Origin of the sequence: Brevundimonas nasdae, assembly GCF_016654005.1 — a bacterium.
GTDB lineage: Bacteria > Pseudomonadota > Alphaproteobacteria > Caulobacterales > Caulobacteraceae > Brevundimonas > Brevundimonas nasdae.
Genome location: NZ_JAEPWN010000002.1, coordinates 315,467 through 341,279 on the forward strand (window position 1 = coordinate 315,467; position 25,813 = coordinate 341,279).

A 25,813-nucleotide genomic window follows, 5' to 3' on the forward strand; every position below is an offset into this window, starting at 1 on the left:
GGCATGGATGCGTTCAGCGGCACGGTCGCGGCCCTGGGTTCCGGGTTCTTCGCTCCGCGCAGCCCCGGAATGACGACCAGTGTGAGTTTGGCCACCTGATCGACGATCAAATTCAGCCGCGCAACTGCTCCAGCGCCGCCGGGTACCGTCGCGACAGCGGGGCCTCAACGGCGCCCAGCTCCACCGTCCAGTCGCCTGATCCGTCGGGGCGCAGGCCCGTGACGCGCTCAGTATTGACCAGCCATGAGCGGTGAACCCGCACAAAACCGAACCGCGACAGTTCCGCCTCCACCGCCGCCAGCGTCGCCCGCATCAACGGACGCCGTCCGTCCGCCAGCCGGAACTCGACATAGTTCCCCGCTGAACTGACCGCCAGAATGTCGGCCAGAGGCACGCGGATGATCCGGGCGCCGTCGCGGATGTCGAAGCTGACCGGCCGCACCGCCTCATTGCGCCGTCGCCGCAGATAGGCGCTCAGCAGGAATGCGCCCGCCAGCAGCCCATAGGTCACCAGATCCTTGCGCAGTTCATAAATGAAGGCGTCGCCGAATTCGTACTCACCCGCCCCCATCAGGGCGTAACCCAGCTTTCGAAGCATGACGAAACCGATGACGTGCAGGGCGGAAAACGTCAGCACGCCCGCCAGATGGATCAGGGCGAACCGCACCTTCGGCCGCCACCCCTCGCCAGCCGCCTCATCCGGCGGGGCCAGACTGATCGCGCCCCAGGGAATCCACATGGTCGCAAGAATGGCGATGCTGCTGGACACCTCCCAGAGCATCGGCTTCCAACTCGCGATGTTCGGGTTGTCGGCCTGGGCGCTCAACACATTGACCGTCGTATCCACCAGCGAGAAGGCCAGCACCCCCAAGGCGCAGGCCCAAAAGACACGCGCATCCAGTCGCCCCTTGATCCGCCCCCAGCCGCTCGTCACGGCAGGCGCGCCGTTCGTCCCCGCAAGGCCGACATCATCCCGGCCAGACGGCCGCGCGCCCCCTGACGATTGCTGATCCGCCCGCTCATCCGCGAGTACGCGGCTCATATCATTGGCCAAGGAACTCTCGCATGTCTTCACCGCCCCTGCTCGCGTCGCCGCCCGGCATGTCGGACCGGCGATACGATCTGGACTGGATTCGCGTCGGCGCCTTCATGCTGCTGATCCTCTATCACGTCGGCATGTTCTATGTGCCCTGGGACTGGCATGTGAACAGCCCGCGTCAGATCGAGGTGCTGAAGCCGATCATGATGCTGACCAGCCCGTGGCGGCTGACGCTTTTGTTCCTGGTGTCTGGCTGCGCCACACGGTTCCTGGCCGATGGTTTTCAGGCACGCGGCAAAAGCGGATGGGCGCTGGCGGGATCACGCACCCTGCGCCTGCTGCCACCCCTGTTGTTCGGCATGTTCGTGATCGTTCCGCCCCAAAGCTATTATGAGGTCGTGGAGGCCGCCAAGGGCCTGGGCATGGCCGACCCCGCACACAGCGCCGTGCTGAAGGACTTCTGGATCCGCTACGCCACATCGACCGGCCATTGGTGCGATGCGGACGGGTGCCTGACGACGCCGACCTGGAACCATCTGTGGTTCATCGCCTATCTGCTGCCCTATAGCCTGATCCTGGCGGCGTTGATCGCCATTCCTGGCGTGCGGCCGGGGCTTCTGGCGGGGACGGAGCGGCTGTTCAGCGGCTGGGGCGTGATCGTCTGGCCGATCCTGTATCTGTTCGCGATCCGCTGGTTCCTGGCGCCCCGCTTCGACATCACCCACGCGCTGACCGACGACTGGTACAACCACGCCCTCAGCTTCGGCGCCTTCCTGTTCGGCTATCTGATCGCCCGCTCTGAAGAGGTGCGTCAGACGCTGATCCGCATTCGCTGGCCCGCCCTGATCGTCGGCCTGTGCGGATGGGCCGGCTGGGCGACCTACGCCTGGGTCTATCGGGGCGACGCCACGCCGCCCGAGCAGCTGCGTCAGGCCATGCGGTTCGTCTATGTGCTGGATCAGGCGGGCTTCATGGCCGCCATACTGGGCTTCGGCGCCCGCTGGCTGAACCATGGCGGTCCTGTCCTGCGCTATCTGTCGATCGGCGTCTTCCCCTTCTACATCGTGCACCAGACGGTGGCGGTGGTTGCGGCGCACAATCTGGCCCTGCTCAAGCTGCCATTGGGTCTGGAGGCTGTTCTGGTCATCCTGATCACCGCCCTGGGATGTTTGGCCGCCTATGAGGTCGCACGGCGGCTCGGCTGGCTGGGGCTGCTGCTGGGCGTGAAGCCGGGCGCGGCCGCCAGATCCTCGCCTGCGGTCACGGCCTGACGCCTTGAATGGCGACTGGAAAGTTGACGTAACGTCCCGTCAATTCGTGATTTCCGGTCGCCATTTCCGTCTTGTTTTGGACCGAAACCAGGATCAGCGTGTTCTTCAACAGGCCCGGCGCAGACCGGTCCAGGAAAGGGAATGACCATGAAGACCAAGATCATGCTGGCCGCCGCCGCACTGGCCGCCGCGCTCGCCTCGCCTGCCCTGGCTGGCGATCCGACCGGCCTGTGGCAGACGCCGACGAATGGCGGCCAGGTCCGCATCGCGCACTGCGGACAGGCCCTGTGCGGCACGCTGGTGACCTCCGACCACATTCGGGCCGATCCTAACACCCTGGATGTCCATAACCGTGATGCAGCCCAGCGCGGCCGCACCCTTCGCAATCTGCCCATGCTGACCGGATTCACGGGAGGCCCGACGGAATGGCGCGGCGGTTCGGTCTATAATCCGGCTGACGGCGGCACATACCGCGGCACCATCACCATGACCGGCGACAACAGCCTGCGCCTGCGCGGCTGCATCGTCGCCCCTCTGTGCAAGAACCAGACCTGGACTCGCATCCAGTAGGCCGCACACCGGACACACAAAGGCCCGGCCGGAGCGATCCGACCGGGCCTTTTTTTCATGCCTGTTGACCGATGATCAGCGGTTCAGGGCCGCCCGCGCCGCCTCGGCATAGCGATGGCCCACCGCCGCCCCCTTGGGGAACACCGCCTCGATGCGCGCCAGATCTTCAGGCGTCAGCACCAGATCGACCGCCGCCGCGTTCTGCTCCAGCGTCGCCACCCGCCGCGTGCCGGGGATCGGAACCAGATCCTCGCCCTGCGCCAGAACCCAGGCCAGGGCCAGTTGCGCGGCCGTCACGCCCTTGTCTTCGGCGATGGTTTTCACGGCGTCGACCAGATCGAGGTTCTTCTGGAAGTTCTCCCCGACGAAACGGGGGTTGGTGCGACGGAAATCATCCGCAGCCAGATCGTCGATCGACTTGATGTCGCCGGACAGGAAGCCACGGCCCAGCGGGCTGTAGGGTACGAAACCGATGCCCAGTTCGCGGACGGTGGCGAACAGTTCGTCCTCCGGTTCACGGCTCCACAGCGAGTATTCGGTCTGAAGCGCGGTGATCGGGTGGACCGCATGGGCCTTGCGCAGCGTATCCGGCGCGGCCTCCGACAGGCCCAGGAAGCGCACCTTGCCCTCGGCGACCAGTTCGCCCATCGCCCCGACCGTTTCCTCAATCGGCGTGTCCGGGTCGACGCGGTGCAGATAATACAGGTCGATGTGATCGACGCCGAGGCGCTGCAGGCTGCCTTCGACCGCACGGCGCACATTGCCTGGGCTGCCGTCCACCAGCAGCCGCGAGCGATCCTCGTTGTAGTTGATGCCGAACTTGGTGGCGATGAAGGCCTGGTCGCGCCGATCCTTCAACGCCTTGCCGACCAGAACCTCGTTAGTGTGCGGCCCATACATTTCCGCTGTGTCGAACAGGGTGACGCCCAGTTCCAGCGCCCGGTGAATGACATCAATGGATTGGGCTTCGTCAGAGCCGCCGTAGAAGGCGCTCATGCCCATGCAGCCCAGGCCGATGGCTGAAACCTCAGGACCGTTGCGGCCCAGTTTGCGCGTCTTCATGAAGCGCTCTCCTGTCGATGTGGGGGATCGGCGATCATGCCGACGATCAGGAGATGGGCGTCCACCCTGTGCCTGACAAGGCCCGTGGACGCTTCGAGATGGTACCGCCTCTCAGGCTTGAACTGAGGACCTCCGGTTCCACAAACCGGCGCTCTAACCAACTGAGCTAAGGCGGCCCGCTCATCGCGAGGCGCGTTCTGTAGCGAGGCCTTACGGCCCGATCAAGCACAGAGTGCGCCTTATACAAACAAAAACGCCCCGGCCGAAACCGGGGCGTTCTCGCGATCTTTCGATCAGTCTTATCCGAGGCGGAAGCGAACCGTGAAGCGCGCTTGTCCACCTTGAGCCACACCATCCACGGTGCCCGGCGCAAAACGAGCCGAACGCATGGACGAGAGAGCTTCGCGGCCGAAGCCTGCACCGGACGGCGTTTCCGACACGATGCTGCAGTTGGTCGCGGCGCCATTGGCTTCAACCGAGCACAGCAGAACCACGGTGCCTTCCTCGATCCCACGCTCTTGAGCGCGAGCCGGGAATTCCGGGCGAGGCTGACGCGACCACGAAACGTTCGTGATCGTGGCCGGCCGGGCCGGAGCCGGAGGAGCGGGCGGAGGCGGAGGTCCGGGGACGATAACGGGCGGGCCCGTATATTCGACGCGGTCTTCCTTCTTCGTCGGCTCGATCGGCAGCGTGACCGGAGGCGGCGGCGCTTGCGTGTTGACCACGGGCGGACGCACCTGAAGCTTCGGCGGCGGCGGCGTGTCGGGCGGAGGCGGCGGCGGCGGGGGTGGCGGCGGCGGCGGAACCGGCGCAACCAACTCAACCTTCACGGCCTCGTCGACGTAGTTGAACTCCTTCAGCTTGAACTTCGACTGTTGCAGGAAGAACAGAAGAAGCGCGAACAGAATGGTGACGATCAGGAGGCAGACGATCAGCACGGGGTAGGAAACCCCCATGAAGCCCTTCTGCTTCGGGATGTCGTAACGACTGCGATGATATTCGACGTCTGTCATACTATCTCCGCACCTCAACTCGTCGCTTGGTCTTCGCCGACCAGGGCGACGCTGTAGAAGCCGTTATCCTGCAGAGCGTTCATGACCTGCATGAAATCGCCGTAGCGGGTGTTCTGGTCGGCACGAATGAAGATCCGCTCATCAGCCGGGTTCCGCGCGCCGATCTGATCGCTCAGATCCGCACCCAGAGAACCGACGCTGGTCTGGAAGTCGCCCACATAGACGGAACCGTCTGTCTGGATCGAAATATAGACCGGCTTGGGCGGGTTCGGCGCCGCCTTGGCGACAGCGATAGGCAGTTCCACCGGCACCGACACGGAGGCGAGCGGTGCCGCAACCATGAAGATGATGAGGAGGACGAGCATGATATCAACGAAAGGCGTAACGTTGATATCGCTGTTTGCCTCAACCTGGTTGCCAGCGCCGCCCGTTTTGATCTTGGCGGCCATGCCTATTACGCCCCCTTGTCGAGCTGACGCGAGATGCCGTTCAACAGTTCAGCAGCAAAGCCGTCGGCGCGCGTGCCGTAACCAGCGATGCGGGTGTTGAAGTAGTTGTAGAACACAACGGCCGGGATAGCGGCGAACAGACCAATACCGGTGGCGAGCAGAGCTTCAGCGATACCCGGAGCAACGACGGCCAGGTTGGTCGTGTTGGATTCCGCGATGCCGATGAAGGAGTTCATGATGCCGTACACGGTGCCGAACAGACCGACGAACGGACCAATCGAACCAACCGAAGCAAGGAACTGCTGGCCGCCCGACAGGCGCTTGGCCAGGCCGGCTTGAACGGCGTTCACGGCGGCGGTGGCGCGGCCCAGGGCCGAGTCCAGGTGATCGCCGGTGACCGACAGGCCCGATTGACGCGACAGTTCGATTTCTTCGGTGGCGGCGGCGGCCATGTCAGCCAGCGGGTTGCCGTCGAACTCTTCTTGCGTCGCGATGGCGCGCATGTCCGAGATCGTGCGAGCGCCACGGAAGGTCTCGAGGAAGTTGTCCGTCTTGCGGTTCAGCGAGCCAAACTCGAAGAGTTTGATCAGCAGCAGGGTCCACGAGAAGATGGACGCCAGCAGCAGGCCGATCATGACGACCTTAACGATCACGGTCGCTTCCATGAACATCGAGATCGGCGTGATGCCGCCGCCGTGGTGCGAGGCAGCTGCTTCTTCAGCAGGAGCAGCGTCAGCGGCCGGAGCAGCTTCGGGGGTTGCTGCACCAGCGGCGGGTGCAGTTGCCGGGGTCGGCTCGGCCGGGGCCTGGGCCAGAACCGGCGAGCTCGCCATAAGGGCGGCGGCGCCGGCCATGGCGAGGAGGATATTCGTCTTCTTGCTGTTCAGCATAGTTCGCCAGTTCCTGCTTGGTCTGACTCGTGGAACCAAAGATGCGGCCATAGTCAGCGACCGCATCCCAACCTGAAATGTTTCCTTCAGCCCCCCTGTCCGCTCGGGAGCATGGGAGCTGAAATCTTTTAGAAGAGACGTGGGCGGTTGCCCGTCCAGCCTCCGATGTCGAACCGTCGGAGAGCACGCCTCCTGAAATCCGTGACGCCCTATTGATAAGGCGTCTCAACCCCTTTGACGAACCCTTACCGGAGCGTCAAGGGCGAAGCGCCCGATTTCACTTAACGGGATACATGGAGTGAAGTCGTGCGCGACAGGCCTATCTGAGCAGCATCACGCGACATTTTAATGATGTTTGGCCGAACTTCGGAGCAAGGATGTTCGAAAACGCCTGATACCGGAGAAATCGTTCCCCATGGCGTCAGATAGCGGCAATCGCCTTCCCCAAGCGTGGCGGGAGGGCGACCATTTCTGCTACGATTTTTAGGAAAAACGCAACGACCTCAAAAGTCGTTGAGAGATGGTGCCTGGAGGCGGGTTCGAACCACCGACACGCGGATTTTCAATCCGCTGCTCTACCAGCTGAGCTATCCAGGCGCCGACGCGTCGTCGCGAGAGGCGGGTCTATAGGCGAGGCTTTTCGGCCTGTCCAGCGCCGTTTCAATCCTTTTCCACATCATCTTCAGCGCTCTCGTCCAGAGCGGCCGGAATAGCATAGGCGCCAGTGAACCAGCGCTGCAGGTCGACCTCGGAACAACGGCGCGAGCAGAAGGGCTTGTACTTGGGATCGGGCTCGGCCTTGCGGCAGATGGGGCAGGAAGCCATGGGTCAGTTCTCTTCTATATGTCCGCGGCCCGCGGCGACGGCGGCGTCGCCCAGAACGCCCGCACGCGGCCCCAGCCGCGCCGCCAACGGTCCAGCGATGGCCGCCTCTTCCGGGGCGCAACGTATCAACAAACGCGGCGAAGCCGTGTCCGCCAGCATTTGACGACGCAGACGGCGCGCCAGGGAAATCGCGCGCGTCTGAACCGTGGGGCGCCCATCCGCGCCCAGCAGCCGCTCTTCAATCGGCGTCCGCCGCCAGGGCAAGGCGATCTGCAACAGGCCGAAACGACTGATCGGCGCAAACACCGCCTGAGGTTCATGGGCGAAGACAGCCCGCGCGGCCTTCAACTGCGCCTCGCCGTCCTGCCCGTCGCCGACCAGGTCGATCACGACCAGCCCGGCCCAGTTCCTGAGTTCGGTCAGCCGCGCGGCCTGGCGCAGGCCTTCGCGATTCGCGATCGCCCTTCCCTGTTTCGGGTCTCGTCCCGCCGTCGGCGCATAATCGATGTCGACCGCGACCAAAGCGCGCGTGCGCTCGATCGACAGGTCGATTCCGGCGCCGGCGAAGGCGTGCGCGCGGCTCAAAGCCTCGTCTTCGGCCTCGAGCACGGCGTCGATCGCTTCGATTCCCGTCACTGATTCCACGCCGGGCGCGAAGCTTTGCAACTGGAGCGCAATGGAGGGGGCGGGCTCCAGCAGACGCGGCGTCCCCTCCCCCGGCCCGAGGCGACGAACCGCCGCACCCTTTCCGCCGCGCGATTCGGCGGTGACGACAACCTCAAGACGCTGCCCCTGCGTCAGGCGGTCGTTGCGGGGGAAGGGCAGGAAGACCGGCGAATCGGCGCCGATGTCGACGAAGGCGCCGCGCAGGGCCGGATTGACCTCGGTCACGCGCCCGACGGATCGGGCGCCGAGGCGAGTCTGCGGGCAATCGCCCTCACGATGAATCAGAAGATGGGTGTAGCGGCCGTCCCGCATCACGGCGCCGCGCGTCTCACCCGGCGTTTCGTCGAGGAAGACCTCGAGATCGCCGCTCAGCGGGGTCATGCCCGCCAGCCGACGCCGTTCAGCAGTTGGACGGCCTCATAGACCGGCAGGCCCATCACGGAGGGATGGCTGCCGACGATGCGTTGGATAAAGGCGCCCGCAGGCCCCTGGATGCCGTACCCGCCCGCCTTGCCGCGCCAGTCGCCGCTGGCGACATAGGCGGCGATCTCATGGTCGGACAGGGGTTTGAAGGTCACGCGCGTTTCGTTGACCCGCGACGACAGCTTGCCGTCCCGAATGACCGCCACGCCGGTGAAGACGCGGTGATTGCGGCCCGACAGCAGTTTCAGGAAACGGGTCGCCTCCGCCTCATCGGCCGCCTTCTCCAGAAAGCGGCGGCCGACCGACACGACCGTATCGGCGGCGATGATCACGGCCTCAGGACGACGGGCCGCCACGACCTGCGCCTTGGACGTGGCCAGACGCTCCGCCAGACGCGGCGGCGTTTCGCCTTTCAGCGGCGTCTCGTCGATATCGGCAGGGTCGATATGGTCGGGCTTGATGCCGACCTGCGCCAGCAGTTCGATGCGGCGCGGGCTTGACGACGCCAGCACAAGTTCAGGACGGGCCAACTCGGCCTGTCCTTACTTGAAGCGATAGGTGATGCGACCCTTGGTCAGATCGTACGGCGTCATCTCAACCAGGACCTTGTCGCCGGCCAGCACGCGGATGCGGTTCTTGCGCATCTTGCCTGCGGTGTGAGCGATGATCTCGTGGTCGTTCTCGAGCGTCACGCGGAAAGTGGCGTTCGGCAGCAGTTCGCTGACGGTGCCGGGAAACTCGAGCAGTTCTTCCTTAGCCATGCGGCCTCTCACGCCCGTCTGAAATGCGTTCAACCCCATGCCGGGCGGGCGCGTGGGGCGGAATGGAGGGGCCTAATGCCCGAAAACGTAGAGATAGTCGAGGTCAGCCGCGACGGTAGAGGGCGCAGAGCAGCGTAAACAGCCGCCTGGAGGTCTCATGATCGACCACGATCTTGCCTTCCAACCGTGTCTCCAGCTGTTCGGCCCCTTCGTTGTGCAGGCCGCGACGGCCCATGTCGACCGATTCGATCTGGCTGGCGGACGAGCCCCGCAGGGCCTCGTAATAGCTGTCGCAGATCAGCAGATAGTCCTTCACCACCCGCTTCAGCGGCGTCAGGCTGATGGCGTAGGTGCGGGTGAACTCGGTCGCCGTGATGTCGAACACCAGCCGGTTGTCCTGCAGCGACAGCTTCAGCTGATACGGGCCGCCCTCGGCGCCGACCGGCTCGAAACTGTTCTTTTCCACCAGATCAAAGATGGCCACGCGGCGCTCATGCTCGATCTCTGCGGTCGCCGCCGGGAGCGTCGCGGCGTCCAGTTCGACCGAGGAAAGTCTGTGAGGACCGCTCATGCTGCATCTCCATTATCCAGATGGACCTCATCCAGATGGGTCGGGGCGATCCGCGCCGGCCAGCGTTCCGAAATATCCGTCACCACGGCGTCCAGGCATTCGACATCGACCCGCAGGTCGCCGCCGCCCGCGAACATCAGGATGACCTTGCCTCCGGGCGTCTCGGTCGGGATGAAATCCAGCGCCAGCAGTTCCAGCGAGGCGTCCGGGCTGCGCGACAGGCGGCGGCTCTTGACCCCCTGCACGTCGCCGAACTGCATGGCGCACATGACGCGCGTGCCTCCGCACTCCCAGCAGAAGCGGCTGAAGGCGATGGTCAGGGTGCGGGCCTGCTTCTCCCAGACGATGTCGACAGGCCGCAGGATGGCGTCCTGAAGCGCGGCGGAAATGATCTGAAGATCGTCGGCGTCCTCCGCCAGCAGACGCAGCGGCTCGACCGGCGTGCTGGGAACAGGCGGGACGCCGTCGATATCAGTGCTCATCACCTGTTCCCTTTATCCGGCGAATCTCAGCCCCGCAGGCGCCGAGCTTTTCTTCCAAACGCTCGAAACCGCGATCCAGATGATAAACGCGTCCGACTGTGGTTTCGCCCTGGGCCGCCAGCCCTGCAATCACCAGGCACATCGACGCCCGCAGGTCCGTCGCCATGACCTGCGCGCCGTGCAGAACCTCGACGCCTGTGACGTGCGCCTCGCCCGCATGGACCGAGATGTCGGCGCCCAGGCGCGCCAGCTCCGGCACGTGCATGAAGCGGTTCTCAAAGATGGTCTCGCGGACCGTGCTGACGCCCTCGGCGGTCGTCATCAGAGCCATGAACTGGGCCTGAAGATCGGTGGCGAAGCCGGGATAGATGGCGGTCTCCACATCGACGGCCTTCAGCCGCTGTTTCGGGTCACGCTTGATCAGCACGCCGTCGGCGGTGGGCGACACCTCGACGCCCGCCTCGATCATCTTGTCGGTCAGAGAGCCGATCAACTCGGGACGCGCCTTGGTCAGACGCACTTCCCCACCCGCCATGGCCGCAGCAACGGCGTAGGAGCCCATTTCGATCCGATCGGGAATCACCGACCAGGTCGCGCCGTTCAGCGACGACACCCCGGTGATGGTCAGAACGTCCGTGTCGATGCCTTCGATCTTGGCGCCCATCGCCGTCAGACAGTGGGCCAGATCGCCGATTTCCGGCTCACGCGCGGCGCGGCGCAGAACCGTCGTGCCTTGCGCCAGCACAGCCGCCAGCAGGGCGTGTTCGGTGGCGCCCACGGAAACGAACGGGAACTCGATCTCGGCGCCCTTCAGGCCCTTGGGGGCACGGGCGGTCACATAGCCCTCTTCCAGTTCGATCTCGGCGCCCAGCGCCGTCAACGCCTGCAGGTGCAGATCCACCGGACGCGCGCCGATGGTGCAGCCGCCGGGCAACGACACCTTGGCCTCTCCCGTGCGGGCCAGCAGCGGCCCCAGCACGTTGAACGAGGCCCGCATCTGGCGAACAAGATCATAGGGGGCGAAGGTCGAGGTCAGGTCCTTGGCGTGGAACAGGCTCTCCTGACCGTCCGCGCCGTCACGCTCGGTCACCTCGATGCCGAACTGACGCAGCAACTGCCCCAGGAACCGGGTGTCCGCCAGACGCGGCATATTGGTCAGCAATAACGGCTGATCCGTCAGGATCGAGGCGGCCATCAGTTTGATGGCGGAGTTCTTGGCGCCGCTGACGGGGATGTCCCCGAAAAGCTGGGCGCCGCCCTGAATGGCGATGCTGTCCATGACGTCCTTGAAGCGCGCCCGAAGGAAACGCCTCGGGGGGGATCGTTCTCTAGCAAGCCGTCAGCCGCTTGCCAAAGGGATGCGTGGGCCTGCGGCGATGACTTTGCGTTGCCGACTTCAGTTACGCGGCTTGGGCGCTGACGGCGTGCGCTGCGGCGCCTTGCGACGACGCAGGTTGTCGCGAAGGGCGGCGGCCAGACGCATGGCCTTCTCCGCCTTGGCGCGCGCCACTTCAGTCTGGGGAGTCGAATCGCCAGGCGCCCCGGAAACGGGATTCAGGGGCGTATCGGCGTCATGCGGAGGTTGAGTCATGGCCGGATGATGCCGCGATGACGGGCTATTTCCAAACTTTCTTTCGTAAGATCAAAAAGCCGCTTCCCTCCCCCGATCTGTTTGGCTATACGGCCGCTTCCTCAGTCGGGGCCGCCGTAGCTCAGTGGTAGAGCGCATCCTTGGTAAGGCTGAGGTCGTGGGTTCGATTCCCCCCGGCGGCACCATCTGAGAACTGAAAAGGCCCGGCATTCGCCGGGTCTTTTTGCGTTTCCGGGCCAAGGTTGCTGTGCGGCGCATCAGGGCGCGCCCGTCGTCTCAACGGCGATCTCAGCCGAGATTGCGTTTGGAACGGCTGCTGGCGTCGATTGTTTTGTTTGGGCAACGGAGAACACGATGACCCAGCCCGACACCCCCTCGCCCGCCGAAATCGAAGAGCTTCAGCACGAGGCGGACGATCTCGAAGACCGCGCCGAACACGACGGCATCCTGCCCGACGAAGAAGCCAAGGGCGACGGCGTAGGAAGCGTGACAGGACTGGTGCCCTGAAACCAGCGGCGCCCCAGGACTCCGTGGGCGTTTACTCGTTCGAGGCAAACGCGCGCCTGGCCTCTTCGATCTCAGGCAGATGGGTGCTCACCCAGCTGCAGATGCCCGTAACCAGCGCCAGCAGACTATGGCCAAGCGGCGTCAGTCGATACTCGACCTTGGGCGGCACCACTGGATAGACCTTTCGGCTTATCAGTCCGTCACGCTCCAGCTGACGCAGGGTCTTGGTCAGCATCTTCTGACTGACGCCCTCGATGGAATCGCGCAGTTCCGTGAACCGCATCTGCTCGCTCTGCCCCAAGGTGGCGATGATGAGCAGGGTCCATTTATCACCGATCCGGTCGATCATCTCGCGGGCCAGAGCCCGGTCTTCGTCGCCAATCTGCACGGGAATTTCGTTGATGGGGCGCATGGTTTCCACGTGGAAACAGTACCACTTCAAAGTGCCTTCTTCCTAGAAGAAACTCACTCTCCTACGGTTACAGACACCACCAATGGATACTCTATCTCCATTGGCGACATTTTTGACCGATAAGGATGTAATGAGATGCGTGCCTTAGTTGCGACCGGAAATGCGGATCGATTGGTTGAACTGACCAATGCCGATGAGCCTGCGCTCGCCCACGACGAACTGCTGGTTTCCGTCGAAGCCTTCTCCCTCAACCGACCCGATTTCCTGTGGCTATCCGTCCCTAACCCGCAATGGCGCGTCGGCATCGACTTCGCTGGCAAGGTGATCCAGGCGGCGGCCGACGGCCATGGGCCAGCCGTTGGCGAACGGGTCATGGTTCACGCGCCTGATGGCGGCGGCGGCGCAGAGCTTGCGACCGCAAAACCGCAGTTCACCACCACGATTCCCGCCAATGTCAGTTCAGAAACCGCCGCCGCCCTGCCCCTAGCGGGTCTGGTCGCCTTGCGCCTGGTGCGTGAGGCCGCCATCAGGAAAGGCCAGCGCGTCTTGATCACCGGCGCAACCGGGGGCGTGGGGCACTTCGCTGTCGAACTGGCGTTGAACGCGGGAGCGTCCGTCACCGCACTGGCCCGCCCCGGAGAACCGGTCGACACCCTGATCCAGCGCGGCGCCCAGGTGATCTATTCGCTCGATGAGACGACTGAGCCATTCGAGACCATTCTCGAATCGATCGGGGGCGGCGTGCTGACGCAGGCCTTCGCCAAACTGACGCGCAAGGGCACGATTCTGTGGTTCGGCGCCGCCAGCGGCCAGCCTGCCCAGATCGACTTTTTCAGCTTCTTCCCTGATCGATCCAGCATGACGCTCAAACACTTCGTCTACAGCGAGGTCGAGGGCGACGACGCCGCAGACCTGCAAGAGCTGGTCACCCTGGTCGCGAAGGGCGTGTTGAACCCACACATCTCAAGGATCGAGGACTGGAGCCAGACCAGCGAAGTCCTGAAATCAATTCAAACAGGGTCCCTGACCGGCAAGGCGGTTCTGACAGTCAAGACGTGACATCAACCCGCAACGAACGTCACGGCCGCCATCCCTGGATGCTCAATAGGGCGGAAAGAACGGCCGGTCGCGGCGTTCGTCCTTGTCGCCGTCCTTGCTCCAGCTCAGGCCCACCGACACGGTGCGGCTGGTGGAGTCCTCGACGCGGTAACGGCCCATGCCATAGCCGGGATAGTAGCCTGGGCGTCCATACCAGCCCGGCGCGCCATACAAGCCCGGCGAACCATACAAGCCCGGCGAACCATACAGCCCCGGCATGCCCCAATAGTCGTTCTTGCCCTCACGATAGGCCAGATCCAGACGACCATTCTCGCCAAGGGGCAGAGAAACCGCCGCCCCATAGTTGCGATAGCCGCCGGTGCCGATTCCCGCTTCGACCATGCCGTGCATCTTGCGCTCAGGCGCCGGACCGGAATCGACCGGTTCGTCGAAGCTGGCGCCCGGCGTACGCGAGGCGATCCAGTTCTGGATCTGCTGTTCTGTCGTCAGGCCGTGCGGCGCCGCATCCTGGGCGGTCGGAACCGCCACGGCGACAGCGGAAGGCGCGGCCATCGCCGCCGCCACGTCCAGGGCGTTCGAAGGCGCGGTGGCCACCACCCCGTCAGGGTCGGTCAGGGCCACAACTGCAAGCAGGCCGGCGATCAACATGGGAACGTCTCCTTCAGGCGCATCCTAGCACAGCGATTAAGGCCAAGGTCAGGCCGTTCCGTCACCCCGATGCAGCGGATCAGGCAACGCCTCACCTTCTGCAACAAAAGTCAGCGCTACCGAGTTGATGCAGTAGCGATTTCCTGTCGGCGGGGGGCCGTCAGGAAAAACATGGCCCTGGTGGCTGCCGCAGCGGGCGCACTGGGTCTCGACGCGGATCATGCCGTAGCTGGTGTCCCGGATCGCATGAACATGGCTCTCGTCCACCGGCTTGGTGAAGCTGGGCCAGCCTGTGCCGCTCTCGAACTTGGTCGCGCTGCGGAATAGCGGCAGACCGCATTCGCGGCAGCAGAAGACGCCGACGCGCTTTTCGCCCAGCAAGGTGCCGCAGAAGGGGGCCTCGGTGCCGTGAGACAGCAGCACGCGCTTCTCTTCGGCGTCCAAGTCCGCTTCCAGCCGCGCACGCTCTTCGTCATTGGGCGGCGTCAGGTCGAAGCCCGAGGGCGAGCGCAGATCGTCGTGGGGTGTGGCGGTGTCGGTCATGGTTCTCAAATGGGAAGGGCCGGGCCGAGGTTCCACCCCTGCCCGGCCCGGATTGGCTGAAGTTCAAACCCGATCCGCTCAGGGCGGACCAGCGCCCCCTAGAACAGGGTTCCGACCCAGGTGCGGACAGCCGCTTCATCCGTGGTCACGCCGGTGTAGGCCAGGCCGGCGGCCGGGGTGAAGGGCGTGTTGTTGGCGCGTGCGCGTGTCGTCCAGGCCTTATGCCCATAGGACAGGTCGGCGTAGTTGGACGGCAGGCGCTGCACGGTCGGTTCGATGAAGATGGTGTCCTGCGCCGTGACGGAACCGGCCAGACGCACGTTGGGCAGCCGCGTCAGCAGGTCCAGCGTGTCCAGGCAGCCGCTGGTGCAGCCGCCGTCGACCAGAACGACCACTGGCCCCGCGACTGGATTGGCGACGCCTTCATCCGGCACGGACGGGCGGCCCGGCAGGGTGAAGGTCTGCTGACCCGCCGCCAGGGCCGAGTCGAAGGCGGCGACGATGGCCGCCGTCTGTTCGATGACCGGACCCGATTCCTGCACGAAGCGCGGGTCTGACTGCATCCGGCCCAGGGTGTCGGCGTACCACTGGCGGTTCGCCTGGGTGGCGCGATAAGTGATGGAGCCCGCCGGGGGTTGGCGGCTGACGGTGAACTCGGGCGTCCAGATGCGGTTGGCCAGGCCATAGCCGCGCGAGGTGGCGTTTATCGACTCGCCGCTGGCGCCGCGCAGGTCCAGCACAAAGCCCTGCGGGCCGCGGATCGTGCTCAGCTGACCTTCGATGGCGGCGAAGAAGGCGTCCCAACCGGCGTTGTCCGCCAGGCTGTGCACGCTGATCCACGGGCGGCCGTTGACGGTCTCGATCGAGAGCGGAACCGAGCCCGGCGTATAGACGCTGGCGCGATAGGCGGCTTCCAGCGAGGCGGCGTCAGCCGGTTGCGAGGCCAGGGTGTAGTCGCGGTCGCGGCGGCCCTGCTTGAACTTGCACTGAACCGTCGGCACGCCGCCCGTGAACGGGTTGTTGCGGTTCCACAGCAGATAGGGCGCGGTGCGGACGCGGCCGGCCTCGGTGGTCAGGTCGCCTTCCCACTTGTCCAGACGGGTGCTGGCCATGTCGGCCGCGCTCTGATCGCCGCAGCTGACCAGAACCGCGCCCAGCGGCGGGGCGTTGCGCACGCCCTCCTTCACATAGGAGACGACATATTCTCCGTTGCGCCAGGCGGTCGCGAATCCGGGCCAGCCGGTGGCGAAGAACGGACCCAGACCTTCATAGGTCGGGCGGATCGCGATGTTCGAATCGCGGAACCCGTTGGCGTAGTAGCGCATCAGATAGGCGTGGCTGTCGCCGCTGTTGACGCGCGGCGCCTTGGACTGGGCGTCCTGCAGACCCGCGTCGATCCAGCTGCGGAAGGTTTCGCTGGCCGGGCCGGGAATGACGGCGGCAGGGTGGTTGGCGGCCAGGGCGTCGTGCGCAGCCTGAAGGTCCTGTTGCGCCAAAGCGCGGAAATCCTGCGCGACGGCGGCGCCAGCGGCGAGCGTCAGCGCTAGAACGGCAGCCGATGCGGCGGCGGTCATGCGGTTCATAGGTCGGTCTCCTGAGCCTGCTTGGGGGAAGCTTTGGTGGAGCCGTTAAACCTCATGCGTCGCCGCCTTGCCAAGTCCGCCGCCGCGTTTTCGCCGGAATGTCACCCGATCTGCGGCGATGAAACGCGCGTCAGAAGGGCGCGGCGGCCTCTTGCACATCGCCGAACAGGCGGCGGAAGCTGGTCTTCAGCGCCGCGTCCGCCTCATCCAGCGTCGCCAGCACGCCCAGGTCCACCAGACTGGTGACGCCATGCTCCTGGATCCCGCACGGCACGATGCCGCCGAAATGCTCCAGGTTCGGTTCGACGTTCAGGCTGATGCCGTGGAAGCTGACCCATTTGCGGACCTTCACGCCGATGGCGGCGATCTTGTCCTCACGCGCCCAGCCCGGCCCCTTGCGTTCGACCCAGACGCCGACGCGGCCCTCGCGCACATCGGCTTCGACGCCGAACTCGGACAGGCCGCCGATCAACCATTGCTCCAGCCCCCGCACGAAGGCGCGCACGTCCTTGCCGCGCCGGTTCAGGTCCAGCATCACATAGGCCACCCGCTGGCCCGGCCCATGATAGGTGAACTGCCCGCCCCTGCCCGTGCGATGAACCGGGAACCGCCCCGCATCCAGCAGGTCCTCGTCCCGTGCGGAAACCCCGGCAGTGTAGAGCGGCGGATGCTCCAGCAGCCAGACCAGTTCGGACGCCTCGCCCGCCGCAATCGCGGCCACGCGCGCCTCCATGAAGGCCTCGGCGGCGTCATAGGGGACATAGTCGCGCGACACGGCCCATTCGGCGGGTCGATCGTCGTCGCGGTGCAGCTTTAAAAGCTCGGAATTTAACGGGTCGGCAAGCATGACGCTTCAATGTGCACCCTACGGCGATTGCGCAAGGGTGCGGCGTTCGCCTGAATGAGCAAGACCTTGAGCCAGATCGAAGCCGTAGACGTTGAAATCTCTGTCGTGCTGGGCCGATCGGTGCTGCCCATGTCCCAGCTTCTGCGCATGGGTCGCGGCGCGGTGATTCCACTCGACGCCTCGGAACATGACGAGGTCTGGATTCTGGCCAACAACCACCCGGTTGCGCGCGGCGAGATCGAAATTCGCGACGACCGCATCGCAATCACGGTCACCCGACCGGCCGATCTGTATGACTTCATGGCCGGTGCGGTCTAGTTCGGCGCGCCTTTCGACCAAACTAACAACGATAAGCGCAATAAAGCCGCTTTTCTTTTCCGGCGGCTTCGTCTATTCGCCGCCCTCCGATGCGAGCGGTCGTGGCGGAATTGGTAGACGCGCAGCGTTGAGGTCGCTGTGGGGCAACCCGTGGAAGTTCGAGTCTTCTCGACCGCACCATCTGGCTAAACAGGGCGATTCATCGGCTAACTACGGCTGGACATTCTACCAACGGAGGCGACAACGTGAGCACCACGGACAACGCCTTCAATCCAGCCGAAGCGCCTGATACCGAAGACCACGCCGCCCTGGATGAGGACTATGTCCTCACACCTTCATTCGTCGAAAAAGTCGTGGACGCCGCTGACGACGGCGACGGCATGCGGCTGCGTTCGCTGCTGGAAGACCTGCACCCCGCCGACGTCGCCGACCTGATGGGCTTCCTGACGGCGGAGCACCGCACCGTCGTGGTGTTGTGGCTGCCGCCGGAGCTGCTGGCCGAGACCCTGCCCGAACTCGACGACGGCATTCGCGAAGAGGTGCTGGAGCGCGTGCCGCACGGCACCCTGGCCGAAGCGCTTCAGGAACTGGATTCCGACGACGCCGCCGCCGTGGTCGAGGACCTGGAGGACGACCAGCGCGAGCGGGTTCTGGCCGCCATGCCGGAAAACGACCGCGCCGCCATCGAGAGCAGCCTGGGCTACGAGGAAGAGTCCGCCGGCCGCCTGATGCAGCGCGAGGTCATGGCCGCGCCCCAGTTCTGGACAGTGGGCGACACCATCGACCACATCCGCCGTCAGGGCGACGACCTGCCCGAACTGTTCTTCGACATCTATGTGGTCGATCCCGTGAACCGCCCCGTCGGCGGCGTCTCGGTCAGCGGCCTGCTGCGCGCGCCGCGCATCGCAAAGCTGACCGACCTGATGGAGCCGGTCAATGTGATCGCCGTCGATCAGGATCAGGAAGAAGTCGCCTACATCTTCGAGAAATATCACCTGATCTCGGCGCCGGTCGTCGATGCTGGCGGGCGTCTGGTGGGCCAGATCACCGTCGATGACATCGTCAACATCATTCAGGAAGAAAACCGCGAGGACATCCTGCGTCTGGCCGGTGTTTCGGACGAGGACCGGGGTTCGTCGGTCACCGAGATCGTGCGCAGCCGCGTGCCCTGGCTGGCCATCAACCTGGCCACGGCGGCCCTGGGCGCCAGCGTCATCGGCCTGTTCGAGGGCACTATCCAGGCCATCGTCGCCCTGGCCGTGCTGATGCCCATCGTGTCCGCCATCGGCGGCAACGCAGGCACCCAGGCCCTGACCGTGACCGTGCGCGCCCTGGCGACGCGCGAGCTGAACTCGGCAAACGCCATGCGGACCTTCCTGCGCGAACTGGTCGTGGGCCTGGCCAATGGCCTGGTCCTGGCGCCCCTGATCGGCGTCGCCGCCGCCGTCTGGTTCCGTGACGAGGACTGGCGCATCGGCGTCGTCATCGCGGTGGCCATGGTGCTGAACCTGCTAGTCGCGGCCAGCGTGGGCGTGCTGACGCCGTTAACCCTGTCGAAACTAAAGTTCGACCCCGCCGTTTCCTCGGCTGTCTTTGTCACAGCAACGACGGACTTCTTCGGCTTCCTGATCTTCCTCGGTCTGGCCACGCTGGTCCTGCTCTGATCCGGGCGGGCGCGGAGCAGAGGCGCCCTCCTTGCTGTGTTCGCTACGGGGGCTGCGCGCCCGTCTCGAATTGGGTCAACTGTGTCCGACGTCGTCCAGAAACCAACCAAGGTGTCCCGCGAGGGCGTGATCCTGATCAAGAGCTTCGAGGGCTTCCGTCCTCGTGCGGTTCAGCGCAACGACGGCCGCTGGATGATCGGCTATGGCCACACCCAATCCGCCCGCGAAGGCCTGACGATCTCCGAGAGCGACGCCGAACTGCTGTTGCAGCACGACCTGATCCCGGTCGTCCGCGCGGTCAAAGCCATCCAGACGCCGCTGAACCAGCATCAGTTCGATTCCATCGCCAGCTTCGCCTTCTCGGTCGGGGTCGAGCGTTTCAAGACCTCTGACGTCCTGGCCCGGCTGAATGCAGGCGCGCCTGCCGAGGCCGCCGACGCCATGACCGGCTGGGCCGATGACGCCGCAGCAGAAGGCCCGCCGCGCCGTCGCGCCGCCGAACGCGCCCTGTTCTTCGCCCGCCCCGGCGCCCCCGTTGCCCTGGCCGACCTGCTGGCCGTCCCCGTCCCGCATTTGCCGCATGTGGTGCGTTTCGACGCGGCGCCCGCAACCCTGGTCTCCACGCCCCTGGCCCTGTCGTCCGACACGCCGCAGGCCGCCGCCTTCCCTCTGGACGAGGCCGCGCCCCACGCGCCCGACAGCACCATTTCGGCCGCCGCCGAGGACGTCGCCCCCTTCCCGCTCGATCCCGACGCCCCCGCGCCGACGCCTGTCGAGGAAGAGACCGCATCGAATCTGGCTGAACCCGCCCCCCTCGCGATTGACCCGGTCGAGGCGACGACGATTTCGACCAAGTCCGCCTTCCACAGCTATTCCCCCTTCGGTCAGAAGGTCGTTGGGCCGTTGCCGCATTTCGACCAGCCGTCAGGGATTCTGGCGGGTGATCCGTCCGGCGTGCCGCCGACCGTCAAGGATGAGGCTGCGGCCCCGCACCTGGTCGCCGCCAATGATGTTCAAAACGCCGTGACCGCCCAGGCGGCCTCGACGTCGAACGACACCCTGAACAGCTTCCAGAACGCCGTCGAAGGTCAGTCGCCGATCGTCGCCTCGCCGCTCGCATCGCTGGACAGCCCCGCACTGGCCTTGACGGCGCCTGACGATGCAGAGACCTCCACCGGCGGACAGGCGGCCCGGTTCGATCCCGCCACTCAGGCTGCAGCCCCCAAGAGCCCGGAGCGCCCCTATAATCCCCGCAAGGCCCTGCCTCGTCGGTCGGGCCTGGGCGAGACATGGACCTTCCTGGCCATGGGCGGGCTGGGCCTGATCGCTCTGGGGACCGCAATCGCCGCCTTTCGCCGCGCGTCGGTTACGCAAGCGCGCGATTCCGCCACCATCGGCTGGGTTCTGGCCCTGATCGCCGTGGCCTGCGTCGGTGTGGCGGGCTGGAACCTGTATCAACGCTGGGGCCGAGCCGAGCGCCGATAAGCGCGCTTTACGAAAAGGAATGCTCGATGCTACGGCTTTGGGCATGAGCATTCCCTTCGCGCCCCAATCCATGGAATTCGGTCTCGGCGAGAACGCCGACGCCATTCGTGACGTCACGGCCCGCTGGGCTGCCGATCGCCTGGCCCCGCTGGCGGCCGAGATCGACGAGAAGAACGAGTTCAAGCGCGAACTCTGGCCCGAGATGGGCGGCCTGGGCCTGCATGGCATCACGGTCGAGGAAGAGTTCGGCGGCCTGGGCCTGGGCTACCTCGAACACGTCGTGGCGATGGAGGAGGTCTCGCGCGCCTCGGCCTCCATCGGCCTGTCCTACGGCGCCCACTCCAACCTGTGCGTCAACCAGATCCGCCGCTGGGGCACGCCCGAGCAGAAGCACAAATACCTGCCCAGGCTGATCAGCGGCGAACACGTCGGCTCGCTGGCGATGTCAGAGGCCGGTTCGGGTTCGGACGTCATGTCGATGCGCACCCGCGCCGAAAGGAAGGGCGACCGCTACGTCCTGAACGGGACCAAGTTCTGGATCACCAACGCCCCCTCCGCCGACACTCTGGTCGTTTACGCCAAGACCGATCCTGACGCCGGATCGAAGGGTTGCACCGCCTTCCTGATCGAAAAAGGCATGAAGGGCTTCAGCGTCTCCAAGAAGCTCGACAAGATGGGCATGCGCGGCTCGGACACCGCCGAACTGGTGTTCGAGGACTGCGAAGTGCCGGAAGAGAACATCATGGGCCCGCTGGGCGGCGGCGCAGGCGTGCTGATGAGCGGCCTGGACTATGAGCGCGCGGTCCTGTCCGCCGGACCGCTGGGCATCATGCAGGCCGCGCTGGACGTGGTCCTGCCCTACGTCCGCGACCGCAAGCAGTTCGGCAAGCCCATCGGCTCGTTCCAGCTGATGCAGGCCAAGGTCGCCGACATGTATGTCGCCCTGAACAGCGCCCGGGCCTATGTCTACGCCGTCGCGCGCGCCTGTGATCAGGGCAAGACCACCCGCTATGACGCAGCAGGGGCGATCCTGCTGGCCTCCGAAAACGCCGTGAAGGTGTCGCTTGAGGCCGTTCAGGCCCTGGGCGGCGCGGGCTACACCAAGGAATGGCCGGTTGAGCGTCTTGTCCGTGACGCCAAGCTTTACGACATCGGCGCCGGCACCAACGAGATCCGTCGCTTCCTGATCGGTCGGGAACTGCTGGGAAGCTGAGGGCTTGTTCCGGGCGGAAGGAGAAATCCCATGCCCGCCAAATCCGCAGCACAACAGAAGGCCGCCGGCGCCGCCCTGTCGGCCAAGCGCGGCGATACGCCGAAGTCAGACCTGAAAGGCGCCTCCAAATCCATGGAGAAATCCATGACCGAGGCCGAGTTGGAAGACCTCGCGTCGACCAAACGAAAGGGCAAGCCCGATCATGTGTCGAACTGACACACCGCGAATTATTTGACTTTGTTGCGGTTCTGTAAGTGGCGGCGCAGTCCACGACAGCCTAGATGGGCGCCACCCCTAGCAGAGCGCCCCGTCTGATGTCCGCCGTCCCGCCGCCCCCTACTGACGACCTGAGGCGGTTTTCCGACGTGCTGGAAGACCTTGGCTCCGCGCCCGGCGCCAAGCTGACCATGGCCGAACTGGTCGCGGCGTTCGGAGAGCGCGGCTTCGGGGCCATGATCCTGATCCTGTCGCTTCTGGCCCTGTTGCCCTGGCCGCCCGGCGGCAAGGCGGTCTTCGCCATTCCGATCATCCTGATGTCGCTGGAACTGGCGTTTCAGCGCAAGAGCGTCTGGCTGCCGCGCTGGATGCTCCAATCCTCAGTATCGCGCGCCGCCTTCGCATCGTTGATCGTCAAGCCTTTCGCCGCGCCCGAGTGGCTGCGTCGCTGGGTCTTGACCTTCAAGATCAGGATCGGCCGCCGTCGCTACGTCTTCACCAACCGCGTCCGCCGCATGGTGCGCCGTCGTCCGCACGGCCTCAGCGTGCTGAAGATGGTTCAGGGGATTGAGCGCCTGACCCGCCCGCGCCTGGCCCTGCTGACCGGCGATGTCGCCGACACCTTCACGGGGCTGGTTTGCGTGGTTCTGGCGCTGATCATGGCCTTGCCGATCCCGTTCGGCGACGCCCTGCCCGGCGTCGCCCTGGTGCTGTTCGCCCTAGGCATGATGCAGCGCGACGGCGTCGCCATCCTGCTGGGCGCCGCCATGACGGGCGCCTGCGCCCTCTATATGATCCTGATCTGGACCACGGTCGTCGAGGGCGTCCACCACCTGGCCCATTGGGTCACCCGGCTGATCGGCTGATCGGCTGATCGGCTCCAGATACAACAAAGGGCCGCCGCGTCGCCGCAGCAGCCCTCCATTGTCTGACCGCGAACGGCCGGACCGCAACATTCAGCCTGAAAAGCGCTCAAGCAGCCCGAAGGGCGTTAGCGCACACCAAAAGGTCAGGCCCGGACCTCTCCGAGGACCAGAGTCGCGGCCACCGCACGCGATTGATGACAATGAGACACTGGATCACCTCCTTTCGACTGTTGAACAGGGAAGTCGAAGGTGGGACGCCACGGGCCGCTCGTCAACCGGTCGGGACGACGGATCAGCATTGCGTATTTCGCAAAGCTCTTGCGTCCGCTTTCATAGAGAGAAGACGTCTAACCCCGGTCGCCGCTCTTAGCTGCCCAAGCCTGCTCAAGTTCGCGAATACGTTTTCGCTGATGCTCTGTGCGGATTTCCGTTCGCTCGAAGAAATGCCCATCGCGCCAGATCAAACCAGCAGCTACCGCGCGCATTTTTAGCTCGGCTAGGTCGTCAACTCGCTCGTAAGCCCAAACCCTCCACCGAACTATGAGGAGGGACCATGTGAGCCAAGCCAAGGGCCAACTTGCTAAGAAAACAAGCCCCGCCACCGGCACGGCCGTCTGCCCATCAAACCCAAGGAGCAGGGTCGTGGCAAAAGCGAGCAGCGGGACGCCGAACATCATCGCCATGACGGCGCCGTTGACGGTCAGATTGCCGCGACTGACGGCTTTGGCAGGTTCAATTCTAGCAGCGATGACAAACTTCTCTCACCCTTAAGCTAGCTGATCATGCATCCTGAGCAGCGGTTTCACAATGGCCGCTCCCCCCTGGCTGGCGCCGGGCATCCCCCATCACGGGTGACGTTGCGAAGGTTCGGAGTTGGTCCACCACGCGTGGCGAAAACCAGCTTCGTCGAGCGGCTCATCGGGACGGCTCAGCGTGGTAAAAAGCCAGGCATCGTCAGACCCGTTTGTCTTTCATGAACCGGCCGATCACGCTTCTCATACTGCGGCAGTTTCGGCTACCATTCCTCATCTATCGGGGAAATCATGACTGACCAGTTGCAGCAAGGCAGGGCAATAGAATCTGACGACAATGGCGACAGGAAGCGGGCGAGGCCGACCAATTTCCCGGTTGCCAGATCTGAGGGATTTCATCTTGCCAAACGGCTGACTGAGTATTTTTCGGTCGTCACCGCCGCATCGTTCGCCCTGTCAATATTTGCAAATCAGGCGGTATTTGATCGCTGGGGTCTGAACTTCCTCCAACTCGCAACGATCACTGACGTCGTAATGTCGGGACTATCGCTTCTCTTCTTCACTATTCCGCTGGCCATGGCGCTTCTGGCCGCCTGGGTCATCGGCGGCCTTGGAGGGCGTTGGCGTTGGATTGGCCGGATTGCGTTCATCATCGCCGCCCTTATTTTCGCCCTCGGCCTTTTGGGACTAGCCCAAGGCGAAGCCGACCAGGGCGCAGCGGCCGCGGTGTCTTCAAGCGGCCTGGTGCTGGTCGGTCTGCTCGGTCAGCCCGCGCTGCGTTTTCGCACGAAAAAGAGCCTGCGCGCCGGCATCGCAGCCATCGCCGCCGCTCTCCTCGCCGTTGTGACCCTGGCCCAGACAGTCGCATACACCGTGAAGAGGTATGAGGTGCGCGGCTATTCCGCCGACGCCCAGCTCTATCTTCAGTCCGCGATCCCTTCCTGCAAAGGTCGCGCACTGTGGGTTGGCGAGCGCGCCGTAGTGCTCGACTGCAGCGAGCGCAGCGCCCCCCGCAGCATCAGCGTCATCTTTGGACAACAGGATCGTCTCTACCGCGCTGTGGCGCCGCAACGGGATGGCGAAGTCCGCTAGCCCCTAACTGGCGTTAGGGCCGCGGCGACGTAGAGCCTCCCGGGCCGAAGAGCCCAGCGCACCGTTCCAACCTTAGCGTAGATCGAAACGGCCGCCCGTCGGCCTCACGCCGCCTGCTGAGATCCTGACAGGCCCTGCATCATCATGCGGTTGATGTCGATCAGGTCCTGAAAGCTCTCTTCCCCGCGCATCACCGCCGAGGAATGGCGGTTCACGAACAGGCTGAGCGAGATGATCTGGGCGCGCATGGATTTGCCCAGCACATTGCCGGGGTCGCTGCAGTCGTTGGCCAGCACCGACCAGAGGCGGCGGTTCCAGTCCAGGGCGTCGATGCGCGTCGCGATATCGGTCGCATCGACGCTGGCGGCATGAACAAGCGCGCGCGTCACCTGGCCGAACAGCCGGTATTCCAGGTCGCGAGGGGTCTCAGCCCTGGTCGCCGCTGCGGTGTACGCTTGAAGCGACATCCAACACCTTTTCTTCGTAGTCGACGATCTTACGGGCGGCCATCAGGGCCTTGTAGTATTCGCGCGCCAGCACGTGACGCGACACCGAGACGCATTCGGCCAGGATGTCGGTGTTGCGCGTGGCGCCCATGAATTCGCTCAGGCGCAGGGCCAGCTCATCGTGGAATTTGGCGGCGCCCGCCTCATCCAGATACATCATCATGATCGGGAAATATATGCGGCGTCCGGGCGTGTTCACGTCCTCGACCTGCATGATGTCTTTCTCGCGCAGGACGCTGGCTTTGTTCTGCAGAACCAGCACGCCGCGCCGGTCGCCGTTCTGGACGACAGCGCCGTTGAGCACGAACTTTTCGCCCGGCTTCAGAGATAGTTTCAAAGCCATGGATGGCGGCCCTCACGACCTGGCTTAAGTCGCCCCCGGTTTAGGGCCGCCAGAACGAATCCACCTTAAACAGACAGGGTTAACCATCTCTTGTCTAACAGCTACGCTGGAACGCCGCGGGCGGACGACACGTTTCCTCAACAGGA

At 64.7% G+C, this 25,813-nt stretch carries 31 protein-coding genes and 4 tRNA genes; 13 read left to right on the forward strand and 22 right to left on the reverse strand.

Features of this window, described 5'->3' with window-relative positions; genetic code table 11:
• Positions 1-112 precede the first annotated feature (112 nt).
• The gene (locus JKF87_RS04725; protein ID WP_201097792.1) at positions 113-1,042 is read right to left on the reverse strand and encodes a LytTR family DNA-binding domain-containing protein; all 930 of its coding nucleotides are present in this window, start codon (positions 1,040-1,042) and stop codon (positions 113-115) included.
• A gap of 23 nt (positions 1,043-1,065) precedes the next feature.
• Here JKF87_RS04725 and JKF87_RS04730 point away from each other — a divergent pair, with 23 nt between their 5' ends.
• Positions 1,066-2,310: an acyltransferase family protein gene (locus JKF87_RS04730; RefSeq protein WP_236261113.1), complete on the forward strand. Its 1,245-nt coding sequence runs from the start codon at positions 1,066-1,068 to the stop codon at positions 2,308-2,310.
• 147 nt (positions 2,311-2,457) lie between these two features.
• Positions 2,458-2,880, forward strand: coding sequence for a DUF2147 domain-containing protein (locus JKF87_RS04735; protein ID WP_201098203.1), 423 nt, complete (start codon positions 2,458-2,460; stop codon positions 2,878-2,880).
• Between the two features lie 75 nt (positions 2,881-2,955).
• Here the strand turns inward: JKF87_RS04735 and JKF87_RS04740 are convergent, their stop codons facing one another.
• The 14 genes from JKF87_RS04740 to JKF87_RS04805 form a co-directional block, all read right to left on the reverse strand.
• Positions 2,956-3,942 (reverse strand): aldo/keto reductase, encoded by a 987-nt coding sequence (locus tag JKF87_RS04740; RefSeq protein WP_201097794.1) that lies wholly within the window; start codon positions 3,940-3,942, stop codon positions 2,956-2,958.
• A 99-nt stretch (positions 3,943-4,041) separates the two neighbouring features.
• Positions 4,042-4,118 (reverse strand) — tRNA-His (locus JKF87_RS04745).
• 123 nt (positions 4,119-4,241) lie between these two features.
• A complete protein-coding gene (locus tag JKF87_RS04750) occupies positions 4,242-4,955 on the reverse strand; it encodes an energy transducer TonB (protein WP_201097796.1) in 714 nt (237 codons plus the stop codon).
• 14 nt (positions 4,956-4,969) lie between these two features.
• Positions 4,970-5,404, reverse strand: a complete 435-nt coding sequence (locus JKF87_RS04755) for a biopolymer transporter ExbD (RefSeq protein WP_201097798.1) — start codon at positions 5,402-5,404, stop codon at positions 4,970-4,972.
• A 5-nt stretch (positions 5,405-5,409) separates the two neighbouring features.
• The gene (gene exbB / locus JKF87_RS04760) at positions 5,410-6,294 is read right to left on the reverse strand and encodes a tonB-system energizer ExbB (RefSeq protein ID WP_201097800.1); all 885 of its coding nucleotides are present in this window, start codon (positions 6,292-6,294) and stop codon (positions 5,410-5,412) included.
• 521 nt (positions 6,295-6,815) lie between these two features.
• Positions 6,816-6,891: transfer RNA gene (locus JKF87_RS04765), tRNA-Phe, on the reverse strand.
• Between the two features lie 63 nt (positions 6,892-6,954).
• Entirely contained in the window at positions 6,955-7,119 is a 165-nt protein-coding gene (locus tag JKF87_RS04770; protein ID WP_201097802.1) for a DNA gyrase inhibitor YacG, read from the reverse strand.
• Positions 7,120-7,122: 3 nt separating this feature from the next.
• Positions 7,123-8,166 (reverse strand): ribonuclease E/G, encoded by a 1,044-nt coding sequence (locus JKF87_RS04775; protein ID WP_236261114.1) that lies wholly within the window; start codon positions 8,164-8,166, stop codon positions 7,123-7,125.
• Positions 8,163-8,738, reverse strand: a complete 576-nt coding sequence (locus tag JKF87_RS04780; RefSeq protein ID WP_201097804.1) for a Maf family protein — start codon at positions 8,736-8,738, stop codon at positions 8,163-8,165. Before JKF87_RS04780 ends, JKF87_RS04775 begins: the two co-directional genes overlap by 4 nt.
• Positions 8,739-8,750: 12 nt before the next feature.
• Complete coding sequence (infA, locus tag JKF87_RS04785) at positions 8,751-8,969, reverse strand: translation initiation factor IF-1 (protein WP_008261544.1); 219 nt, start codon at positions 8,967-8,969, stop codon at positions 8,751-8,753.
• 103 nt (positions 8,970-9,072) lie between these two features.
• Positions 9,073-9,540 carry a UPF0262 family protein gene (locus JKF87_RS04790; protein WP_201097806.1) on the reverse strand — a complete coding sequence of 156 codons (468 nt, stop codon included), beginning with the start codon at positions 9,538-9,540 and terminating at the stop codon, positions 9,073-9,075.
• Positions 9,537-10,022 carry a DUF2948 family protein gene (locus tag JKF87_RS04795; protein ID WP_201097808.1) on the reverse strand — a complete coding sequence of 162 codons (486 nt, stop codon included), beginning with the start codon at positions 10,020-10,022 and terminating at the stop codon, positions 9,537-9,539. Before JKF87_RS04795 ends, JKF87_RS04790 begins: the two co-directional genes overlap by 4 nt.
• Positions 10,012-11,301: a UDP-N-acetylglucosamine 1-carboxyvinyltransferase gene (gene murA, locus JKF87_RS04800; protein WP_201097810.1), complete on the reverse strand. Its 1,290-nt coding sequence runs from the start codon at positions 11,299-11,301 to the stop codon at positions 10,012-10,014. The genes JKF87_RS04795 and murA overlap by 11 nt, the downstream gene beginning before the upstream one ends.
• Positions 11,302-11,418: 117 nt before the next feature.
• Entirely contained in the window at positions 11,419-11,613 is a 195-nt protein-coding gene (locus tag JKF87_RS04805) for a hypothetical protein (protein ID WP_201097812.1), read from the reverse strand.
• Positions 11,614-11,723: 110 nt separating this feature from the next.
• On the opposite strand from JKF87_RS04805, the gene JKF87_RS04810 reads away from it, so the two are divergent.
• Both JKF87_RS04810 and JKF87_RS04815 read left to right on the forward strand, forming a co-directional pair.
• Positions 11,724-11,798, forward strand: a tRNA-Thr gene (locus JKF87_RS04810).
• 169 nt (positions 11,799-11,967) lie between these two features.
• Positions 11,968-12,120: a hypothetical protein gene (locus JKF87_RS04815; RefSeq protein ID WP_201097814.1), complete on the forward strand. Its 153-nt coding sequence runs from the start codon at positions 11,968-11,970 to the stop codon at positions 12,118-12,120.
• Between the two features lie 31 nt (positions 12,121-12,151).
• On the opposite strand, the gene JKF87_RS04820 is transcribed toward JKF87_RS04815, so the two are convergent.
• Positions 12,152-12,532: a winged helix-turn-helix transcriptional regulator gene (locus JKF87_RS04820; RefSeq protein WP_201097817.1), complete on the reverse strand. Its 381-nt coding sequence runs from the start codon at positions 12,530-12,532 to the stop codon at positions 12,152-12,154.
• A 135-nt stretch (positions 12,533-12,667) separates the two neighbouring features.
• Here JKF87_RS04820 and JKF87_RS04825 point away from each other — a divergent pair, with 135 nt between their 5' ends.
• A complete protein-coding gene (locus JKF87_RS04825; RefSeq protein WP_201097819.1) occupies positions 12,668-13,591 on the forward strand; it encodes a zinc-binding dehydrogenase in 924 nt (307 codons plus the stop codon).
• Between the two features lie 42 nt (positions 13,592-13,633).
• On the opposite strand, the gene JKF87_RS04830 is transcribed toward JKF87_RS04825, so the two are convergent.
• The 4 genes from JKF87_RS04830 to lipB form a co-directional block, all read right to left on the reverse strand.
• Positions 13,634-14,239, reverse strand: coding sequence for a hypothetical protein (locus JKF87_RS04830; protein ID WP_201097821.1), 606 nt, complete (start codon positions 14,237-14,239; stop codon positions 13,634-13,636).
• A 48-nt stretch (positions 14,240-14,287) separates the two neighbouring features.
• Positions 14,288-14,782, reverse strand: a complete 495-nt coding sequence (gene msrB / locus JKF87_RS04835; RefSeq protein ID WP_201097822.1) for a peptide-methionine (R)-S-oxide reductase MsrB — start codon at positions 14,780-14,782, stop codon at positions 14,288-14,290.
• Between the two features lie 98 nt (positions 14,783-14,880).
• A complete protein-coding gene (locus JKF87_RS04840; RefSeq protein ID WP_201097824.1) occupies positions 14,881-16,365 on the reverse strand; it encodes a hypothetical protein in 1,485 nt (494 codons plus the stop codon).
• Positions 16,366-16,495: 130 nt separating this feature from the next.
• Positions 16,496-17,212 carry a lipoyl(octanoyl) transferase LipB gene (lipB, locus tag JKF87_RS04845; RefSeq protein WP_201097826.1) on the reverse strand — a complete coding sequence of 239 codons (717 nt, stop codon included), beginning with the start codon at positions 17,210-17,212 and terminating at the stop codon, positions 16,496-16,498.
• Positions 17,213-17,266: 54 nt separating this feature from the next.
• Here lipB and JKF87_RS04850 point away from each other — a divergent pair, with 54 nt between their 5' ends.
• From JKF87_RS04850 to JKF87_RS04885, 8 genes are all read left to right on the forward strand, one after another.
• Entirely contained in the window at positions 17,267-17,530 is a 264-nt protein-coding gene (locus tag JKF87_RS04850; RefSeq protein ID WP_201097829.1) for a FliM/FliN family flagellar motor switch protein, read from the forward strand.
• A gap of 95 nt (positions 17,531-17,625) precedes the next feature.
• Positions 17,626-17,710, forward strand: a tRNA-Leu gene (locus JKF87_RS04855).
• Positions 17,711-17,775: 65 nt separating this feature from the next.
• Complete coding sequence (gene mgtE / locus JKF87_RS04860) at positions 17,776-19,194, forward strand: magnesium transporter (protein ID WP_201097832.1); 1,419 nt, start codon at positions 17,776-17,778, stop codon at positions 19,192-19,194.
• 81 nt (positions 19,195-19,275) lie between these two features.
• On the forward strand, positions 19,276-20,679 hold the full coding sequence (locus tag JKF87_RS04865; RefSeq protein WP_201097834.1) for a lysozyme: 1,404 nt from the start codon (positions 19,276-19,278) through the stop codon (positions 20,677-20,679).
• 43 nt (positions 20,680-20,722) lie between these two features.
• Positions 20,723-21,892 (forward strand): isovaleryl-CoA dehydrogenase, encoded by a 1,170-nt coding sequence (locus JKF87_RS04870; protein ID WP_201097836.1) that lies wholly within the window; start codon positions 20,723-20,725, stop codon positions 21,890-21,892.
• Between the two features lie 30 nt (positions 21,893-21,922).
• Entirely contained in the window at positions 21,923-22,108 is a 186-nt protein-coding gene (locus JKF87_RS04875) for a DUF3008 family protein (protein WP_201097839.1), read from the forward strand.
• Between the two features lie 65 nt (positions 22,109-22,173).
• A complete protein-coding gene (locus JKF87_RS04880; protein ID WP_236261115.1) occupies positions 22,174-22,974 on the forward strand; it encodes an exopolysaccharide biosynthesis protein in 801 nt (266 codons plus the stop codon).
• Positions 22,975-24,017: 1,043 nt separating this feature from the next.
• Positions 24,018-24,818, forward strand: coding sequence for a hypothetical protein (locus JKF87_RS04885; RefSeq protein WP_201097841.1), 801 nt, complete (start codon positions 24,018-24,020; stop codon positions 24,816-24,818).
• A gap of 104 nt (positions 24,819-24,922) precedes the next feature.
• Here the strand turns inward: JKF87_RS04885 and flaF are convergent, their stop codons facing one another.
• Together flaF and flbT are read right to left on the reverse strand one after the other, a co-directional pair.
• On the reverse strand, positions 24,923-25,285 hold the full coding sequence (gene flaF, locus JKF87_RS04890; RefSeq protein WP_201097843.1) for a flagellar biosynthesis regulator FlaF: 363 nt from the start codon (positions 25,283-25,285) through the stop codon (positions 24,923-24,925).
• On the reverse strand, positions 25,245-25,667 hold the full coding sequence (flbT, locus tag JKF87_RS04895) for a flagellar biosynthesis repressor FlbT (protein ID WP_201097853.1): 423 nt from the start codon (positions 25,665-25,667) through the stop codon (positions 25,245-25,247). The genes flaF and flbT overlap by 41 nt, the downstream gene beginning before the upstream one ends.
• Between the last annotated feature and the right edge of the window lie 146 nt (positions 25,668-25,813).

Excerpts from the sequence above, each read along its gene's own strand:
- JKF87_RS04790 (WP_201097806.1), bottom strand. The coding sequence starts at position 9,540 with ATGAGCGGTCCTCACAGACTTTCCTCGGTCGAACTGGACGCCGCGACG.
- flbT (WP_201097853.1), bottom strand. The coding sequence starts at position 25,667 with ATGGCTTTGAAACTATCTCTGAAGCCGGGCGAAAAGTTCGTGCTCAAC.
- JKF87_RS04820 (WP_201097817.1), bottom strand. The coding sequence starts at position 12,532 with ATGCGCCCCATCAACGAAATTCCCGTGCAGATTGGCGACGAAGACCGG.
- JKF87_RS04825 (WP_201097819.1), top strand. The coding sequence starts at position 12,668 with ATGCGTGCCTTAGTTGCGACCGGAAATGCGGATCGATTGGTTGAACTG.
- JKF87_RS04840 (WP_201097824.1), bottom strand. The coding sequence starts at position 16,365 with ATGAACCGCATGACCGCCGCCGCATCGGCTGCCGTTCTAGCGCTGACG.
- flaF (WP_201097843.1), bottom strand. The coding sequence starts at position 25,285 with ATGTCGCTTCAAGCGTACACCGCAGCGGCGACCAGGGCTGAGACCCCT.
- JKF87_RS04885 (WP_201097841.1), top strand. The coding sequence starts at position 24,018 with ATGACTGACCAGTTGCAGCAAGGCAGGGCAATAGAATCTGACGACAAT.
- JKF87_RS04740 (WP_201097794.1), bottom strand. The coding sequence starts at position 3,942 with ATGAAGACGCGCAAACTGGGCCGCAACGGTCCTGAGGTTTCAGCCATC.
- infA (WP_008261544.1), bottom strand. The coding sequence starts at position 8,969 with ATGGCTAAGGAAGAACTGCTCGAGTTTCCCGGCACCGTCAGCGAACTG.
- JKF87_RS04775 (WP_236261114.1), bottom strand. The coding sequence starts at position 8,166 with ATGACCCCGCTGAGCGGCGATCTCGAGGTCTTCCTCGACGAAACGCCG.
- JKF87_RS04735 (WP_201098203.1), top strand. The coding sequence starts at position 2,458 with ATGAAGACCAAGATCATGCTGGCCGCCGCCGCACTGGCCGCCGCGCTC.
- JKF87_RS04830 (WP_201097821.1), bottom strand. The coding sequence starts at position 14,239 with ATGTTGATCGCCGGCCTGCTTGCAGTTGTGGCCCTGACCGACCCTGAC.
- exbB (WP_201097800.1), bottom strand. The coding sequence starts at position 6,294 with ATGCTGAACAGCAAGAAGACGAATATCCTCCTCGCCATGGCCGGCGCC.
- JKF87_RS04805 (WP_201097812.1), bottom strand. The coding sequence starts at position 11,613 with ATGACTCAACCTCCGCATGACGCCGATACGCCCCTGAATCCCGTTTCC.
- JKF87_RS04875 (WP_201097839.1), top strand. The coding sequence starts at position 21,923 with ATGCCCGCCAAATCCGCAGCACAACAGAAGGCCGCCGGCGCCGCCCTG.
- JKF87_RS04725 (WP_201097792.1), bottom strand. The coding sequence starts at position 1,042 with ATGAGCCGCGTACTCGCGGATGAGCGGGCGGATCAGCAATCGTCAGGG.
- JKF87_RS04770 (WP_201097802.1), bottom strand. The coding sequence starts at position 7,119 with ATGGCTTCCTGCCCCATCTGCCGCAAGGCCGAGCCCGATCCCAAGTAC.
- JKF87_RS04755 (WP_201097798.1), bottom strand. The coding sequence starts at position 5,404 with ATGGCCGCCAAGATCAAAACGGGCGGCGCTGGCAACCAGGTTGAGGCA.
- JKF87_RS04750 (WP_201097796.1), bottom strand. The coding sequence starts at position 4,955 with ATGACAGACGTCGAATATCATCGCAGTCGTTACGACATCCCGAAGCAG.
- murA (WP_201097810.1), bottom strand. The coding sequence starts at position 11,301 with ATGGACAGCATCGCCATTCAGGGCGGCGCCCAGCTTTTCGGGGACATC.
- JKF87_RS04730 (WP_236261113.1), top strand. The coding sequence starts at position 1,066 with ATGTCTTCACCGCCCCTGCTCGCGTCGCCGCCCGGCATGTCGGACCGG.
- JKF87_RS04850 (WP_201097829.1), top strand. The coding sequence starts at position 17,267 with ATGAGCAAGACCTTGAGCCAGATCGAAGCCGTAGACGTTGAAATCTCT.
- JKF87_RS04870 (WP_201097836.1), top strand. The coding sequence starts at position 20,723 with ATGAGCATTCCCTTCGCGCCCCAATCCATGGAATTCGGTCTCGGCGAG.
- JKF87_RS04815 (WP_201097814.1), top strand. The coding sequence starts at position 11,968 with ATGACCCAGCCCGACACCCCCTCGCCCGCCGAAATCGAAGAGCTTCAG.
- JKF87_RS04795 (WP_201097808.1), bottom strand. The coding sequence starts at position 10,022 with ATGAGCACTGATATCGACGGCGTCCCGCCTGTTCCCAGCACGCCGGTC.
- lipB (WP_201097826.1), bottom strand. The coding sequence starts at position 17,212 with ATGCTTGCCGACCCGTTAAATTCCGAGCTTTTAAAGCTGCACCGCGAC.
- JKF87_RS04880 (WP_236261115.1), top strand. The coding sequence starts at position 22,174 with ATGGGCGCCACCCCTAGCAGAGCGCCCCGTCTGATGTCCGCCGTCCCG.
- msrB (WP_201097822.1), bottom strand. The coding sequence starts at position 14,782 with ATGACCGACACCGCCACACCCCACGACGATCTGCGCTCGCCCTCGGGC.